Source organism: Acidobacteriota bacterium (assembly GCA_026393755.1).
Taxonomy (GTDB): Bacteria; Acidobacteriota; Vicinamibacteria; order Vicinamibacterales; family JAKQTR01; genus JBAXOX01.
On the sequence record JAPKZO010000020.1, the window covers coordinates 17135 to 33091 of the forward strand.

At 65.3% G+C, this 15957-nt stretch carries 14 protein-coding genes and 1 other RNA gene; 13 read left to right on the forward strand and 2 right to left on the reverse strand.

Translation table 11 applies throughout. The features are described from left to right. Nucleotides 1–12: 12 nt before the first annotated feature. The 3 genes from NTV05_07695 (at nt 13) to NTV05_07705 (ending at nt 2047) form a co-directional block, all read left to right on the forward strand. On the forward strand, nt 13–462 hold the full coding sequence (locus NTV05_07695; protein ID MCX6544285.1) for an ATP-binding protein: 450 nt from the start codon (nt 13–15) through the stop codon (nt 460–462). Nucleotides 463–507: 45 nt separating this feature from the next. Continuing rightward, nucleotides 508–1233 (forward strand): inositol monophosphatase family protein, encoded by a 726-nt coding sequence (locus NTV05_07700; protein MCX6544286.1) that lies wholly within the window; start codon nt 508–510, stop codon nt 1231–1233. 115 nt (nt 1234–1348) lie between these two features. Beyond that, nucleotides 1349–2047: a hypothetical protein gene (locus NTV05_07705; protein ID MCX6544287.1), complete on the forward strand. Its 699-nt coding sequence runs from the start codon at nt 1349–1351 to the stop codon at nt 2045–2047. Here the strand turns inward: NTV05_07705 and NTV05_07710 are convergent. After that, the gene (locus NTV05_07710) at nt 2013–3584 is read right to left on the reverse strand and encodes a hypothetical protein (protein MCX6544288.1); all 1572 of its coding nucleotides are present in this window, start codon (nt 3582–3584) and stop codon (nt 2013–2015) included. The two genes, NTV05_07705 and NTV05_07710, sit on opposite strands and share 35 nt — an antisense overlap. Nucleotides 3585–3733: 149 nt before the next feature. On the opposite strand from NTV05_07710, the gene NTV05_07715 reads away from it, so the two are divergent. Further along, entirely contained in the window at nt 3734–4690 is a 957-nt protein-coding gene (locus NTV05_07715) for a glycosyltransferase family 2 protein (GenBank protein ID MCX6544289.1), read from the forward strand. Here NTV05_07715 and NTV05_07720 read toward each other — a convergent pair. Next, nucleotides 4687–5679, reverse strand: a complete 993-nt coding sequence (locus tag NTV05_07720; protein ID MCX6544290.1) for a lysylphosphatidylglycerol synthase transmembrane domain-containing protein — start codon at nt 5677–5679, stop codon at nt 4687–4689. The genes NTV05_07715 and NTV05_07720 overlap by 4 nt on opposite strands. Nucleotides 5680–5901: 222 nt before the next feature. Between NTV05_07720 and NTV05_07725 the strand changes: the two genes are divergently transcribed. The 9 genes from NTV05_07725 to rnpB all read left to right on the forward strand — a co-directional run bounded on the left by NTV05_07725 (nt 5902) and on the right by rnpB (nt 15908). Then, entirely contained in the window at nt 5902–6942 is a 1041-nt protein-coding gene (locus NTV05_07725) for a glycosyltransferase family 4 protein (GenBank protein ID MCX6544291.1), read from the forward strand. Nucleotides 6943–6954: 12 nt separating this feature from the next. Further along, a complete protein-coding gene (ttcA, locus tag NTV05_07730) occupies nt 6955–7731 on the forward strand; it encodes a tRNA 2-thiocytidine(32) synthetase TtcA (protein ID MCX6544292.1) in 777 nt (258 codons plus the stop codon). Between the two features lie 178 nt (nt 7732–7909). Further along, a complete protein-coding gene (gene radC, locus NTV05_07735; GenBank protein MCX6544293.1) occupies nt 7910–8581 on the forward strand; it encodes a DNA repair protein RadC in 672 nt (223 codons plus the stop codon). Nucleotides 8582–8592: 11 nt separating this feature from the next. Beyond that, a complete protein-coding gene (gene larC / locus NTV05_07740) occupies nt 8593–9804 on the forward strand; it encodes a nickel pincer cofactor biosynthesis protein LarC (protein ID MCX6544294.1) in 1212 nt (403 codons plus the stop codon). Between the two features lie 5 nt (nt 9805–9809). Further along, nucleotides 9810–10589 (forward strand): TatD family hydrolase, encoded by a 780-nt coding sequence (locus tag NTV05_07745; GenBank protein MCX6544295.1) that lies wholly within the window; start codon nt 9810–9812, stop codon nt 10587–10589. 88 nt (nt 10590–10677) lie between these two features. Next, entirely contained in the window at nt 10678–11688 is a 1011-nt protein-coding gene (locus tag NTV05_07750) for a polyprenyl synthetase family protein (GenBank protein ID MCX6544296.1), read from the forward strand. A gap of 74 nt (nt 11689–11762) precedes the next feature. After that, nucleotides 11763–13823, forward strand: a complete 2061-nt coding sequence (ligA, locus tag NTV05_07755) for an NAD-dependent DNA ligase LigA (protein MCX6544297.1) — start codon at nt 11763–11765, stop codon at nt 13821–13823. 7 nt (nt 13824–13830) lie between these two features. Next, the gene (locus NTV05_07760) at nt 13831–15198 is read left to right on the forward strand and encodes a sigma-54 dependent transcriptional regulator (protein MCX6544298.1); all 1368 of its coding nucleotides are present in this window, start codon (nt 13831–13833) and stop codon (nt 15196–15198) included. Between the two features lie 79 nt (nt 15199–15277). After that, nucleotides 15278–15908: RNase P RNA component class A (rnpB, locus tag NTV05_07765), an RNA gene on the forward strand. Nucleotides 15909–15957: the final 49 nt, after the last annotated feature.

Below are 15957 nucleotides of genomic sequence, written 5' to 3' on the forward strand. Positions count from 1 at the left end.
CCGAGCAAGGACATGACACTGCCTGCAACGGGATCCACGGTCCGGTTGCGCTTCAATAGCGCCTTTGAGATGCTCGACCTGGTCCAGCTGGTCAGCGACAGGATCGCCCGTCTGCTGGAGTTCGAAGATGATGCCCTCGTGTGGATGGAAGTGGCCGTGCGCGAGTCCGTCATCAATGCCATCAAGCACGGCAATCGGAGCGATCCCCGGAAACAGGTGTTTGTCGAGTTTACAACACGCCCGGAGATTGAGCCGGAGGAGTTGGTGGTATCGATTCGCGACCAGGGCGAGGGCTTCAATCCCGATGCGTTGCCCGACCCGCTCGCGCCGGAGAATCTCCTGAAATCGAGCGGTCGCGGCATCTTCTTCATGCGCAGTTTCATGGACGATGTACGCATCGAACCGGCGCGTGAGGGCGGCATGGAAGTGCGCCTCACCAAGAAACTGCCCGGACGCGGCTGAGTTCCCCATGTCAACAACCGCTTCGGCGGGGCCTTCCGCGTGAAGATGAAAGGCGCAATCGACCTGGTGACCGAGGTCGACATCGAGGTCGAGCAGATGTGCCGGAGGGTGCTGGGAGAGCGGTTTCCTTCCCACGCCGTCCTCGCTGAGGAAGAGGGCGGACATCCCGCTGCCACGGCGGGGACGAGCGAATACTGCTGGATCTTCGACCCCATCGACGGCACGACCAATTACGCGCACGGGTTGCCGATCTTCTGTGCCTCACTCGCACTGGAGATCCGCGGACGCGTCGACGTGGCTGCCGTCTACGATCCGACGCGGCGCGAGTTGTTTACGGCGCAACGGGGGGTGGGGGCGTTTCTGAACGGATCGCGGATGGCGGTGTCGACGCCCGAACGCCTGCTGGATTCGGTCCTGGTCACGGGGTTTCCCTACGATATCCATCAGAATCCCGGCGATGTCCTGGGCCTGTTCGGCGCCTTCGTCACGCGAGCGCGCGCGGTGCGACGGCTCGGGTCGGCGGCGCTCGACCTGTGCTACGTCGCCGCCGGCCGCCTCGATGGCTTCTGGGAGGCGAATCTCCATCCGTGGGACGTGGCCGCCGGCGCCCTGCTCGTCGAGGAGGCGGGCGGGCAGGTGCGGGGCATGGACGGAACGCCATTTGACGCTCGTGCCCGGCACGTGGCGGCTGCCGGTCCAGCCCTGCTGCCGCGGATGCTCGAGGTCATCGCCGATTTCCAGGCCGGGCGTTCACTAATCCGGACGTCCTGACACCCCGCAAGGACAGCACCGGCGCCCGGCAGGCCGCGGATGGTGCGTAAACACCGCGCCGAGGTTGGCACCAATCGTGCTGGTCCGACGTTGAACTCATTTTCCAGGGGGCTGCATGTTGCGACACAAGACCAGCGTGGTGTTCCTCACTGTTTCAGTGCTCTTGCTGACGGCATCGATGGCGCGGGCCCAGCAGACTCTGAACTTCCAGTTCGGAGTATTCGTGCCCCGGGCGGAAGATGCGCGGATTGCCGGCGACGTGCTGGCGACCAATCGCCAGTACTTGTCGTTCACCATCGAGGACTTCAGGGCCTCCACAGGCGGCGTCGAGTGGCTTGCGGTCGTCGGCGACAAGCTCGAGGCCGGCCTCGGCGTCGGCTTCTATCAGCGTGGCGTGCCGTCAGTCTACGACGGGTGGGTCAACGCGGATGGCAGCGAGATCGCGCAGGAAATGAAGCTGCGTGTGGTGCCCGTGGTGGCGACGGTGAAGTTTCTGCCATTCGGGGCACGCGGCACGTTCCAGCCGTACGTGGGAGTCGGTCTGGCCGTGTACGTCTGGCGGTACACCGAAACCGGCGAGTTCGTCGACTTTGGCGACAACAACAGCATCTACAGCGCGAACTATGTCGGCAGCGGCACGTCGGTGGGACCGGTGGCGACATTCGGCGTGCGTGCGCGGATCTCTCGCATGGCCGCAGTCGGGGTCGAAGTGCGCGGGCAGTGGGGACACGGGAACCTGTCGAACGACTTCCTGAGCGACAAGATCGATCTGGGCGGCGTCAACGTCCTGGGGACGCTACAGATTCGCTTCTAGAACGAGGGGGCCGGCGGCGGTAGAGAGCCGTTCCGCCGCCCTCGGCCACCTTGTCGTAGCCCGCCAGGAACGCGGGCCTCTGCCGAGCCAGGGCGGCGAGCATGTCGCCGCCCCTGGCACTCTCCTCAATGAGAATCCATTCGACCATCGGATCCGGCTGAGCCAATGCGGCAAGCCAGATGTCCCCGTTCCCTTCGTGCAGAAAATCGCGAAGCCGGAAACCTGACCCCGAGAGCTCGTGCATGTAATGGGCGAGCGAGCCCATGCTGGCCATGATCGGCTCGCCGTCCCAGGTCCGGGCAAGATACGCAGTGATCTGCTGGCGGCCGACCCTCAGACCGGTGTCCCATTGGGCTTCGAGCGGCATCGCGGCCGACCGGTCGAACGGGCGTGGCCCGAGCGCGAGCGCCGCAAGCAGCATCAGGGCGCCTGCCAGTAACCAGCGACGCCGCAGTCTCCCGACCAGCAGTCCGGCGCCGACGGCGACAGCCGGGAGCAGCGCCGTCATATAGCGGACGCGGAAGACGTGTCCCTGGTAGAACGCAAACCAGGGCAGCAAGGCTGCCGCGACCATTGACAACGGCAGCAAATCGAGCGCGCGGCGCCGATCACGCAGAGCGACGATCAGAGTCGTGGTCAGTCCAAGCACGCCGATCCACGCGAGCGACTCCGTGGTCAGTTGATTCAACCCGCGCCACACGGCCAGCGCGGAGCCGACCGGCTGGTCCAACGTATCCGGCTCGGGCACGAAGAAGCCCGTCCGCACGAACCACTCGCCGACGGTGGCGCGACTCAGCGCCAGGAACGCCAGCACGGCGACGGCAGGGTAGACCGCGAGTCCTGCGACCTGCCGGATCGTCTGGCGCCATGGCGTGCCCTGCCTCAGCAGTGCCAGGGCACCGAAGGTGAGCAGCGCCGCGCAAATCGGCCAGGCTTCGTACCGCGTCAGAACCGCCGCCGCGGTGACCAGGCCGGCGCTGCGGATGGCGATCGGGGTGCCTGACGCCAGCGCGTCGCGCGAGAGCACAACCGACCAGCAGGCCAGGCCCCAGAGGAGCGGCTCCGTCATCGGCGTCGCCTGCAGATACAAGACGTTGGGATTGGCGGCGAAGGCGGCCGTTCCAAGCGCGGCAGCCGCCCTGGAGCCTGTGACTGTCAGAATCATCGTCGCAATCGCCCAGGCCGCAAGACCGAATGACGCGATCGAAACGGCAACCGCAAATGCGCCCGTTCGATAGAAGAAGTCGAATTGGATCGGCAGCAAGTTGATCAAGTGAGGCAGCGGCAGCCAGACCGCGCCGATCTGGAGCCATCCTGGCGTGATGCTGTCGACGATGCGACGGGTCACCACGAGGTGGCCCTTGGCATCGAAATGGGCCAGCGTCAAGCCCGCGTGAGCGTAGTAGACCGCGGCGGTCAGGCCCAAGGCCAACGCGACGAAACCGACCAGGCGAGGCGTGATGCGGGCCGGACGTCGCGTGTCGGGAAGAGCGTGGCCGGCAATTTCTGGAACGTGCTGGTGCTCGACAATAGTCACGCGGGTAGTTGCCTGCTGTCCCTGGAGGTTGCCGGGACCGGCGGACCAGCGCCGGTCGAGCCACTGTACACCACATAGTGAGCGGGAACACCTGATGCCCGGCGTTCGACCGGGAGGCGCGGCCGGCGAGGTATAATCAACCACCCATCGTGAACGCGCCCTTCCTCTCCATTGTCGTGCCCATTCACAATGAATCGGCCAGCATTCCAGAGCTGTTCGTGGAACTGGCGGCCGCGCTGCGGGTGTGGGGACGCCCGTACGAGGTGCTGGCGATCGACGACGGGAGCACCGATGACAGCTTCGAGAGGCTGGTCGCGGTCCAGCAGGCTGAGTCGCGCGTGCGCGTCGTGCGGTTCCGTCGCAATTTCGGCCAGACGGCGGCTTTTGCGGCAGGCTTTGCGCTGGCGCGCGGACAGGTCGTCGTGACGTGCGACGGCGATCTGCAGAACGATCCGCACGATATCCCGGCGCTGGTCGCGATGGTCGAGCAAGGTGCCGATATCGCCTGCGGCTGGCGTCAGGATCGCAAGGATCGCTTCTTCTCGCGCCGGATTCCGTCGATGGCGGCCAGTTGGATCATCTCGCGGGTGACCGGTGTCGAGCTCCACGACTACGGCTGTTCACTGAAGGCGTTCCGGGCGGAGGTTGTCAAGCCGCTGAGGCTCTACGGCGGCATGCATCGCCTGCTGCCGGCGATCGCGTCGGAGAACGGTGCCGCGATTGTCGAACGAGTCGTCAACCACCGTCGGCGGCGGTTCGGCCGGTCCAAGTATGGTCTCACCCGCATCTTCCCGGTCGTCCTCGATCTGATCACGGTGAAGTACTTCCTCAAGCATCCGGGCAGACCGATCAGGATGTTCGGCGCGATCGGGCTGGCCTCGGGGAGTCTCGGTCTGCTGATGCTGGGCTGGCTCGGCTGGCTGGCGGCGGTCAACGGGCAGTCGGTCGGGCATCGCGGTGCGCTGCTGGTTGGCGTGATGCTGGTGTTAGCTGGCGTCCAGTTTGTGATGATGGGTCTGCTGGCGGAGACACAGGCGCGGACCTACTACGAATCGCAGGACAAGCCCACCTACGTGATTAGCGAGATCAGGGAAGATCTGTCCTAGCGAAGCGACCGCTTCGAGCCGCGCAGCAGGTAGGCGAGGGCGCCCGAGAGCGAGAAGAGCATCACCAGAGCCGCGCCCATCAGCGACAGCGCGAGCGCGGAGGCGGCTGACAATCCGATCTGGGCAAAGTAGAGTCTGAAGGTCGCCTCGCGGACCCCGAGGCCGTTCAGCGAGACCGGCACCATCTGAATGACGAACGACACCGGCACGATCACCGCCAGGTCGACGATCGGCACGTCGATTCCCATGCTTCTGGCGACGGCAACATAGAACCCCACCAGAACAGCCTGAACCATGATCGCGCCGCTGAAGCACATCAGGAGCGCACGCGGCTGAGTCCGGAAGCGTTCGAGTGTTCCGATCAGCCGGTTGATGCGCTCGCCAACCCATTCCTGATGAATCACCCGGAGCGGAGTGAGTAACCTGCCGACCCCTTTCGGCAGGAACACCACGGCACAGCCAATCGCCGACGCCACGCCAAATGCCAGCCACAGCAGCGACGCCCAGACGGGAGCGTGCCCGCCGACTGCGGCCTCCATGGACGCCCCGACCGCGGCCACGAGAAACAGCCCCAGAAGGCCGATGCCCCTGTCCATGAGCACGACGGTGGTGGCGATCGTCGTGGACCCGGTGTGACCGGACGTGTCGCGAATGCGCACGACGTCGCCCCCGATGTTGCTCGGCAGGAAATTGTTGAAGAAGGTGGCAACCAGGTACGAATCGACGAGCCAGGCGCGGTCGATGACCAGTTGCTGGGCGTTGAGCAGCAGGTGCCAGCGCCACGCGCTGATGAGAATCATCACCAGGTACAACGCCAGAGCCGCGCCGAGCCATGGCAGCGACGCGCTGCGGAAGTGGCTCCACAGACTGGTGAGATCCGTCTTCGCCAGCAGCAGCGCCATCAGCCCAACGCTCACGACGATCTTGCCGAGCAGGATCAGGATCCGACGGGTGACGCTGGGCGGCGGGTTGTCTGGCGTGTCGATCATAGGGCGATACGGCGCGGCGACAGGAACATGTGGCAACCCGAAAGGAGGGCATCGTACCATGGGCGCGAAACCGCGACAACGCCGCGTCGTTGACGGACCTGGCGCCAGCCCATACAATCGCGAGCGTCGGCAGAGGATAATCAATCCGGGTGTGATTATCGCGAGACCGGCTGGACAGGCGCTTCCAGATAATCAATCCGGGATTGATTATCTCAACCCATTATGAAGATCGCGGTCATCACGTCGAATCCGCTGTTCGCCGAGGGCGGCCACGTTGTGCTGGCCCGTTCGCTGGTCGACGCGCTGCGCGAAGCGGGGCATGAAGTCGACCTGGTTCGAACGCCACAGAATCGGTTCGGGCGGCAGGGCGCCGCGTACCTGGCGACGTGGCTCACCGATGTCGGCGTCGCGTGCGATGAATCGCCGGTCGATCAGGTGATTTCGTTCCGCTATCCGAGCTACGCCGTACGGCATCCGAGGCATGTCTGCTGGCTGAACCACAGGATGCGCGAGTACTACGATCTGTGGGAGCGATTCATCGTGCCCCTCAGGTGGAAGGGGCTGCTGAAGGAGAAGGTCCGGCGGCGAATCATCCACACCGTCGATCGGTATTTGCTGACCCGGAACGTCACGAAGCTCTACACGATTTCGGCGACGATTCAGCAGCGGCTGCAGCGCTTCGGCGGTATTCCTGCCGACGTGCTCTATCCGCCGGCGCCGCAACGGCCCTACCGCTGCGAGGGATACGGCGAGGAGTTCTTCGCGGTCTCCCGGCTCACGCCACTCAAACGGCTCGATCTGCTGATTCGCGCCTGTGCGGAGCCGCAGGCCCGGCACCTCAGGTGCGCGATCGCGGGCGATGGCGAGGACGCGCGGCGGCTCACGCAGTTGATCCACGATCTCGGCGTTGGGGACCGCGTACGCCTGGTCGGTTCGGTCACCCCGTCCCAGCTGGTGGACCATCTCGCCAGGTGCCGCGCTGTGGTGTTTCCGACGCTGTCCGAGGATTACGGGCTGGTGACCGTCGAGGCGTTCGCCTCACGCAAGGCGGTCGTCACGTGTACCGACAGCGGGGGCCCCGCCGAACTGGTCCGCCACCGGCAGGAGGGGCTCCTGGCCGATCCCACGCCAGCCTCCATCGCGGATGCCATGGTGGAACTCGCCGAATCCCCGGCGCTCGCCGAGAAGATGGGGTCGGCGGCGGCGGCCGCCGGCGCCGCGCTCACCTGGCCCCGCACCCTCGACCGACTCCTCCTGCGATAAGCTTGATCCCGAATGTCGTATCGCAGCACGCTCGAAGCGCGACTGGCGCGCAAGGTCACGCGCGCCATCACGGAGTACGATCTGATTGGCGATGGCGACCGCGTGATGGTCGGCCTGTCGGGTGGCAAGGACAGCTGGGCGCTGATGCAGATTCTGGACGTGCTGCGCCAGCGCGCGCCGATCGCCTTCAGCCTCGTCGCGGTGACGGTTGATTCCGGGTACCCCGGCTTTCGGCACGAGGCCATCAGCCGCGCCTGCGCCGAACGGGGCTGGGAGCACCACGTTGAGCACACCAACATCGGCGAAACCATCGACGATCTGCTCGATCCGGCTGAGACCCCCTGCTCGCTGTGCGCGCGCTTCCGGCGTGGCGTGCTCTATCGACTGGCGGATCGATTCGGGGTGACCCGGATCGCGCTTGGTCATCACAGTGACGATTTCATCGAGACGCTGCTGCTGAATCTACTGTTCGCGGGCGCACTGAAGAGCATGCCGGCGCGCCTGGTGTCCGACAAGGGACAGCACGTGGTGGTGCGGCCGCTGGTGCTGGTCTGCGAGGATGATGCCCGCGCGTACGCCAGGGAATCCGGATTGCCGATTGTCGGCTGCGGCTGCCCCTCGTGCGGCAACCTGGGTCTTCAACGTCAACGCGTCAAGCGGATCATCTTCGACCTCGAGGGCGAACATCCGGGCGTCAAGTCGTCAATGCTTCGGGCGCTCTCGAATGTGGTTTCGAGCCGGCTGCTCGACAAACGGCTGAACCGGTCCGCCAGCGAAGATGGGGTCTGACGGTACGAAATTCCTTCGTACTGGGTTGACGGCCGACGTCGCAGAAGTTAGCAGCGTCATTTCCAGCGCCGTTCTGACCATCCGTTCTCGGGGGCGCAACGCGCCCCATTTCACGGCGTTGACGGGCCCCCGGAGCGGGGAGGGGCGTTGTGATCGATTCTTGCACTGGATTGGCGGCGTGAGACACCTGTCGCCCCGCGATCGTCCCCGCGAACGGCTCGAACGGCTCGGCGCCACGTCGCTTGGCGACAACGAACTGCTGGCCGTCATCCTGGGCTCCGGCACGAGCGACATGGACTCGCTGGCCATGGCCAACGCGATTCTCGAGACGGTGGGTGGCGTGCACGGTCTGATCAAGGCCACCCTTGACGATCTCTGCCGCGTGCAGGGAGTGGGTGTGGCGAGGGCCGCGCAGATGCTGGCGGCGCTGGAGTTCGGCCGGCGCACGCTGCTCAAGACCCCGCCCGTCAAGCTGCGACTGTCGACACCCAAGGACGTGGCCCTCCACCTGCTCCCCGAATTCGGCGCCCGCGCGGTTGAACAGTTCGGGATCGTGCTGGTCGATGCCCGGCATCAGCTGCTGCGCACCCGCATCCTGTCGGTCGGGACGGTCGATCGCAGTGTCGTCCATCCCCGCGACGTGTTTCGCGAAGCGGTGTCGGCCCGCGCAACCGGCATCGTTCTGTTCCATAATCATCCGTCTGGGGATCCCGCCCCGAGTGCGGACGACATGGCGCTGACGAAGCGTATGGTCGAGGCGGGCGAGTTGATGGGCATCGAGGTGGTCGATCATCTGATTCTGACGGAGACGCGGTACCTGAGCTTCAGAGAGCTCGGACGCCTCAGGTAGCAGGACGATTTATGGGCACAGTGCTGTATCTGGATTGTTCGTCGGGCGCGTCGGGCGACATGCTGCTCGGCGCACTCATCGACATGGGTCTGTCAATCGAGCGTCTCCAGGCCGCCCTCGCCGGCATTCTGCCGGCCGGGTGCGAACTGCAGGCCTCGCGCGTGCAGCGCTCAGGCATTTCCGCCACGCGGTTCGCCGTGGTTGAGCCGGCCGATGCCGGACCTGAGGGCCATCACGCCCATCGCCACCTTTCGCAGATCGTGGCGCTCATAGAGGGAATGCCATTGGCGGCATCGATCAGGCGCAAGGCGATCGACCTGTTCGGGCGGCTGGGCGCGGTGGAGGCCGACATTCACGGCATTCCTGTTGAGCACGTGCACTTCCACGAAGTGGGCGCGCTTGATTCAATTGTCGACATCGTTGGTGCCGTGTGGGCGATCGAGCAACTCGGCGTGGGCCGCGTGGTGTCGTCGCCGCTGAACGTCGGTGCGGGCACCGTCGAAACCGCACATGGCCGCCTCCCCGTGCCCGCGCCCGCGACCTTACGACTGCTCGAGGGCGCGCCGATCTATTCGAGCGGAACGCCCATGGAACTGGTGACACCGACCGGCGCGTTGCTGGTGACGGGCCACGCGGCATCGTTCGGGCCGATGCCGGCGATGACGGTCAGACAGGCGGGTTACGGTGCGGGAAGCCGTGAGATCGAGGGTCATCCGAACGTGCTACGCGCCGTGATCGGCGAGACGCGCGAGTCGGACGCACAGTCGACGGTGGCCGTGCTCGAGTGCAATATTGACGACATGAATCCGCAGGTGTTCGGGTACCTGATGAAACGGCTCTACGATCTGGGTGCGCTCGACGTGTTCTATACGCCGGTGCAGATGAAGAAGAGCCGTCCGGGCACGCTGGTCACGGTAATCACGCCCGTGTCCCTGCGCGAAGCCGCCCTCGACATGCTGTTCGAGGAAACCACGACGATTGGCGTCCGCCACCAGGAGATGCTGCGCGAGTGTCTTCATCGGGAATGGACGACGGTCTCGACCCGGTACGGCGAGATCCGAATCAAGATCGCAAGACGCGGTGAGCGCGTCACCAACGCGGCGCCGGAGTTCGAAGACTGCGCGCGACTCGCCGCGGCACAGAAGGTCCCTGTCAAGGACGTGCACGCTGCTGCGACCCGGGCGTATCTGGATCGCGCAGGGCGCGGGGCGAACGAGATGTAGCCGCCATGATCGATTCCCATTGTCATCTGGCCGATGAGGCGTTTGTGGCGGACCTGCCGGACGTGGTGGGGCGCGCCAGAACGGCGGGCGTCGAGGACGCTCTGTGCGTTCTCGAGGCCAGCGATGAGGCGGAATTCGCCAGAGCCCGTGTCGTCGGCGAGCAGTGGGACCGGATTCGCCTGGCCACCGGTGTGCATCCGCATCGAGCGGGAGCGTTTGCCGGACATGCCGGCAGGGCGGTCGACCTGGTGCGAGAGCGAATCGCACGGGAGCCGCTGGTCCGCGCGATCGGCGAAATCGGCCTTGATTACCACTACACGTTCGCGCCGCGCGATGTTCAAATAGACGTGTTTTCGGCCCAGGTGGCGCTGGCGCGAGAGCTGGCGCTGCCGGTGATCATTCACACTCGCGAGGCCGACAGCGACACGATTCGCGTGCTCGACGACATCGGCCGGGGTGACGTCGGCGGGGTGTTCCACTGCTTCTCTGGCGATCGCGACCTGGCGCTGATGGCCGTGGCCATGGGTTTCTACGTGTCGTTCTCGGGCATCGTGACGTTTCGGAAGGCAGAGCGCGTCCAGGCGGCGGCGGCGGCGGTGCCTCTGGATCGGCTGCTCATTGAAACCGATTGTCCGTATCTCGCGCCGGCCCCTTATCGCGGCCAGCGCAATGAGCCGGCGTGGGTCGTTCGGGTGGGCGAATCGGTCGCAGGCATTCACCACATGACACCCGGCGACTTCTCGAGGGCGGTCACCCGAAACTACCGGGATCTCTTCCGGCCGTAGACCGACCTCACACCCCTCTGGATCCACCCTATGGAGGCCGAGTTCAGGTCCCGCCCGCGCGTTGACACTCTCCGGTGATTGTGTTGAGATGACAAGACGCGCCAAACTCGTGAACAACACCGCTCTCGACCTCACCCACATCTTCGAACCTATCCGTGAAGACCTCGAGCGGGTCGACGCGGAATTCGGCCGGCACGTCCAGTCGCAGGTTGATCTGATTCCCCGGATCGGCAAGTACATTCAGTCGAGCGGCGGCAAGCGGGTTCGCCCAGCGGTGCTGCTGATGGCGGCGCGGCTGTGCGGCTACCGCGGCGACCGCGCCGTGCTGTACGCGTCGGTCGTGGAGTTTGTCCATACCGCGACGCTCGTCCACGACGACATCATCGACGATTCGAATATGCGCCGCGGCCGGCTGGCGGTCCACTCGCAGTGGGGCAATGACGTCACGGTGCTGCTTGGCGACTACCTCTACATCAAGTCGATGGCGCTCGCGCTCACGTACGACGAGCTCGATATCATCCGCCTGCTGTGCGACGTCACGCTGCGGATGATCGAAGGAGAGCTGTATCAGCTCACCAAGAACGGCGATCCGGACCTCACCGAAGAAGAGCACTTCGAGATCATTCGACGTAAGACCGCCTACCTGTTCAGCGGATGCGCTCGGATCGGCGGCATGCTGGCAAAGGGATCGCCGGAACGTGTGACGGCGCTCGGCGAGTACGGATTCAAGATGGGTGTGGCGTTCCAGCTCGTCGACGACCTGCTCGATCTGACCGGCAGTATCGAGCGGCTCGGGAAGCCGGTGGGAAGCGACCTGCGGGAAGGGAAGATTACCCTGCCGGTGATCAACCTGTTGAAGACGGCGGATGCGGCAACCGGAGACCTGGTCCGGGCGGCCGTCCGCGACCGCGAGTTGTCTCGCGAGCAGTGGGAGGCGATCAGCCGCAAACTGGTCGAGCATCATGCCATCGAGGATGCCTACGCCCGCGCGGTGACCTTCGTGGAGGAGGCCAAGCAGGCGCTCCACGTATTTCCGCCCAGCCCCGAACGGGAGGCCTTGATGGCGCTCCCGGACTACGTCCTGTCAAGGGACCGGTAGACTTTCCCGGCTCGCGGTACAATCCTCTGGAACAGACTCAGGCGCGGAATTGGGGTCGGACCTCATTTCCTACGATGGTGTTTATGACCGCAGCCGCCAGAATCGCCGAACTGCGTGATCGGATTCGCCAGCACGAGGAGGCCTACTACGTGCTGGCCGCGCCGCAGATCTCAGATGGCGAGTTCGACGCCCTGATGAACGAACTGAAGGCCCTCGAACGCGATCATCCCGAACTGGTCACGCCCGATTCGCCGAGTCAGCGCGTCGGCGGCCGCGTCGCCGAGGGATTCGCGACGGTTGAACACGCCTCGCCGATGTTGAGTCTCGACAACGTCTATGACGTCGAACAGTTGCGGGCATTCGATGAACGCGTGCGCCGGGGGCTGGCCGAATCCGGCGGAGCCGCTGATCCGGTGACGTACGTCGCCGAGCTGAAGATCGACGGGTTGAGCATCTCCCTGACGTACGAGGACGGCGAGCTCCGTCGCGGGGTGACGCGCGGCGACGGCGTCAGAGGCGAGGATGTGACCGCCAATGTCAGGACCATCCGTGCGATCCCCCTCAGGCTGAGTGGCGCCGCTCCCGGTCGAGTCGAGATTCGCGGCGAGGTGTACCTGCCGCGAGCGTCATTCGATCTGGTCAACCGCGAACGGGAGGACGCCGACGAACCGGTGTTTGCCAATCCCAGAAACGCGGCTGCCGGCACGATGCGGAATCTGGACCCGGCTCTGGTTGCCCGGCGCCGACTGTCGGCCTTCGTCTATCAACTGATGGATGACGGGCGGACCGGCAGCACGAGTCAGAGCGGCGCGCTCACACGCATGCGGCAGTGGGGGTTGCCGGTGGAGCCTCACTGGGAAACGTGCGAGGGGCCGGACGCGCTCGCCCGCTGTATCGAGCGATGGGCCGAGGCCCGCGACAGACTGCCCTTCGACACCGACGGCGTGGTCGTCAAGGTGGACGGATTCGCGCTGCGGGATCGACTGGGCGTCACGGCCAAGTTCCCGCGGTGGGCCACGGCCTACAAATTCCCGGCGCAACAGGCGGTGACGACACTGCTGCGTATCGAGGTCGGCGTCGGGCGAACCGGTGCGGTCACGCCGTATGCCGTGCTCGAACCGGTCTGGCTCGCGGGATCGACGGTGCAGATGGCGACGCTCCACAATGAGCAGGAGATTGCGCGCCGCGACGTCCGGCCGGGCGACAGGGTGATCGTGGAGAAGGGCGGGGACGTCATCCCCAAGGTGATCGGTCCGGTTGCCGGCAGCCGCCCCGATGGACGGCCTGCGTGGCAGATGCCTTCGACGTGTCCGTCGTGCGGAAGCCGATTGACCCGCCCCGAAGACGAGGTGGTCTGGCGCTGCGTCAACGTCGCGTGCCCGGCCCGGATCCGGCGCAGCCTGCTGCACTTCGCCTCGCGCAAGGCGATGAACATCGAGGGACTGGGTGAGTCGCTGGTCGATGCCCTGGTCGACGCCGAACTGGTGCGGGATGCCGCCGACCTCTACGGACTCACCCCGTCGGTGCTCGAGGGCCTGGTCGTGGCGCCCAAGGATCCGAAATCCGATCGTGCGCGTCCCCGAAAACTGGGCAAGGTCGGCCTCAATGTGGCTGCCGAGATCCAGGCCAGCAAACAGAACGAGTTCTGGCGAGTGCTGTACGCGCTGGGTATCAGGCACGTGGGCGAGCGGGGCGCGCAGGCCCTGGCCGCCGCGTTCGGATCGATCGACGCGCTGCTCGGGGCGAGTCGGGACGAGCTCGAGAAGACGAGGGACATCGGCCCCGTCGTGGCGGATGCCCTGCGGGCATTTCTGGACGAGCCGCACAATCGCGCGCTGGTGGATCGATTGCGCGCTGCGGGTGTCACCCTGATCGGCAGCGGCGCCAGCCAGGTCGTGCCTCAGACGCTGGCCGGCCGCACGTTCGTGCTCACCGGAACGCTGACGGATTACACCCGGGAGCAGGCCGAAGCGGCCATTACGGCGCACGGGGGGCGTGTGGCGGGCTCGGTCAGCAAAAAGACGTCGTACGTGGTGGCCGGCGCGGAAGCCGGCAGCAAGCTCGGGAAGGCAGCGTCGCTCGGCGTGCCGATCATCGACGAGGCCGCGTTCGTGCGGCTGATCGTGGGAGAATGACCGGGAGATGAAATCACGCATTCTTGTCATCGACGACGAAGCGGCCATCCGCGATTCGCTGCGCATGATTCTCGAATACGAAGGGTTCGAGTTCGTGGGCGGAGCGACCGGGGAGGAGGGGATTGGCGTGGTCCAGAACGAGGCCGTCGATCTGGTCTTCCTCGACATCAAGATGCCCGGCATGGACGGCCTGGAGGTGCTGGGGCGCCTGAAGAGGGTGGCCGATTCGCTGCCGGTGGTCATGATCTCTGGCCACGCCACGGTGGCAACGGCGGTTGAGGCCACCAAGATGGGCGCGTTCGACTTCATCGAGAAGCCGCTCACCACCGAGCGCGTGCTGTTGACCATCCGGAACGCCCTGGGATTCACGCAACTTCGCGACGAGAACCGATCGCTGCAGCTCAAGTTCGAAGCGCGATCAGAGATGGTCGGGACGAGCGCCGCCCTCGACGGGGTGCTGGAGTCGGTCCGCCGGGCAGCGCCCACCACGGCGACCGTCCTCATCCGGGGTGAGAGCGGTTCGGGCAAGGAACTGGTCGCCCGCATGATTCACAAGAGCAGCCTGCGCAGTCGCGAGCGCTTCATCCAGGTGAACTGCGCCGCCATCCCGGACGATCTGATTGAGTCGGAGCTGTTCGGACATGAGAAGGGATCGTTTACCGGCGCGACCGAGAAACAGATCGGCAAGTTCGAGCAGGCGGATCGGGGCACGATCTTCCTCGACGAAGTGGGCGACATGAGCCTGAAGACCCAGGCAAAGGTACTGCGCGTCCTGCAGGAAGGCGAGGTCGAGCGGCTGGGCTCCTCGCGGACGATGAAGGTGGACGTGCGTGTGATCGCCGCGACCAACAAAGACCTCGAGCAGGAAATCGAGAAAGGGACGTTCCGCGAAGATTTGTTCTTCAGGCTGAGCGTCATTCCCATCACCGTGCCGCCGCTGCGTGAGCGGACCGACGACATCCCGCTCCTGATCAAACACTTCGCGGACGCGTTCACGAGAGAGAACAACTTCCGGCCGAAACGGTTTTCGCCGGATGCGATGTTGCTGCTGCAGCGCTACCGGTGGAAGGGCAACGTCAGGGAACTGAAGAACACCGTCGAGCGGGTCCTGATCATGACGCCCGGTGATGTGATCGGCGAAGACGACTTGCCAGAGACGGTCCGATCGGCGTCGCGCCAGCCAGCGCCGGACGCCGTGCCGGAACGCGCGGGCACGCTTCGCGAATTCAAGGAATCCGCGGAGCGGACATTCCTGGTGGAGAAACTGCGGGAGAACAACTGGAACATCTCGAGGACGGCCGAAGTCATCGGGACGCCGAGAAGTAACCTGTACAAGAAGCTGGAGCTGTACAATATCAAGCAGGAGGGAGACTAGTGGGGACGGTTTCGTCGCCTGCGTACGGCGGCCTGCGTGCGCCGCCAGAACGGGCGCTGGAACCGGTCAGCGTTTCGCCGCAGTGAGCCAGACGACCGCTGTTTCCGGAGTGCGGGCGGTACGGATGCCGTCGGCATCACCGGGAAGGGAGGAAAGTCCGAACTCCGCAGGGCAGTGCGCCGGGTAACGCCCGGTCAGGGTGACCTGAAGGAAAGTGGCACAGAAAATATACCGCCCGCGTCGTGGTCCGGTAGTGCCGGTTCGGGAGTGTCGCGCAGAGGATCACGCGCGACAACTCCTTCCAAGTGCGCCGAGCAAGCCACTTGGGTGAGGAGTGTCGCGCAGAGGATCGCGCGCGACAACTCCTTCCAAGTGCGCCGCTCCAGCAAAGTGGGGTACAGGAAGAAGGAGGGAGATCCCAACCGGCAATACCGGGCCACGGCGAGGGTAAGGGTGAAAAGGTGCGGTAATAGCGCACCGCGCCCGCGGCAACGCGGGTGGCAGGCAAAACCCCGCACGGAGCAAGACCAAATAGGGAGGCGCAACAGGGTGGCCCGCCCGATGCCTCCGGGTAGGTTGCTGGACCCCGTCAGCGATGGCGGGGCTAGAGGAATGGTCGTCACCCCGAGCGAGGCCTTCGGCGCTCGTACAGCACGGGCGCTCGGGCCGAGTCGAGGGGTACAGAATTCGGCTTACGGTTCGCTGCGGCACTTACTGGGGACGATTTCAAGACCTGCGTGCGGCGGTCTGCTTCTGGGC

Bases quoted from the DNA above. Each gene is read 5' to 3' on its own strand.
- NTV05_07695 (MCX6544285.1), top strand. From the start codon at position 13: ATGACACTGCCTGCAACGGGATCCACGGTCCGGTTGCGCTTCAATAGC.
- NTV05_07700 (MCX6544286.1), top strand. From the start codon at position 508: ATGAAAGGCGCAATCGACCTGGTGACCGAGGTCGACATCGAGGTCGAG.
- NTV05_07705 (MCX6544287.1), top strand. From the start codon at position 1,349: ATGTTGCGACACAAGACCAGCGTGGTGTTCCTCACTGTTTCAGTGCTC.
- NTV05_07720 (MCX6544290.1), bottom strand. From the start codon at position 5,679: ATGATCGACACGCCAGACAACCCGCCGCCCAGCGTCACCCGTCGGATC.
- NTV05_07725 (MCX6544291.1), top strand. From the start codon at position 5,902: ATGAAGATCGCGGTCATCACGTCGAATCCGCTGTTCGCCGAGGGCGGC.
- ttcA (MCX6544292.1), top strand. From the start codon at position 6,955: ATGTCGTATCGCAGCACGCTCGAAGCGCGACTGGCGCGCAAGGTCACG.
- larC (MCX6544294.1), top strand. From the start codon at position 8,593: ATGGGCACAGTGCTGTATCTGGATTGTTCGTCGGGCGCGTCGGGCGAC.
- NTV05_07745 (MCX6544295.1), top strand. From the start codon at position 9,810: ATGATCGATTCCCATTGTCATCTGGCCGATGAGGCGTTTGTGGCGGAC.
- NTV05_07750 (MCX6544296.1), top strand. From the start codon at position 10,678: ATGACAAGACGCGCCAAACTCGTGAACAACACCGCTCTCGACCTCACC.
- ligA (MCX6544297.1), top strand. From the start codon at position 11,763: ATGGTGTTTATGACCGCAGCCGCCAGAATCGCCGAACTGCGTGATCGG.
- NTV05_07760 (MCX6544298.1), top strand. From the start codon at position 13,831: ATGAAATCACGCATTCTTGTCATCGACGACGAAGCGGCCATCCGCGAT.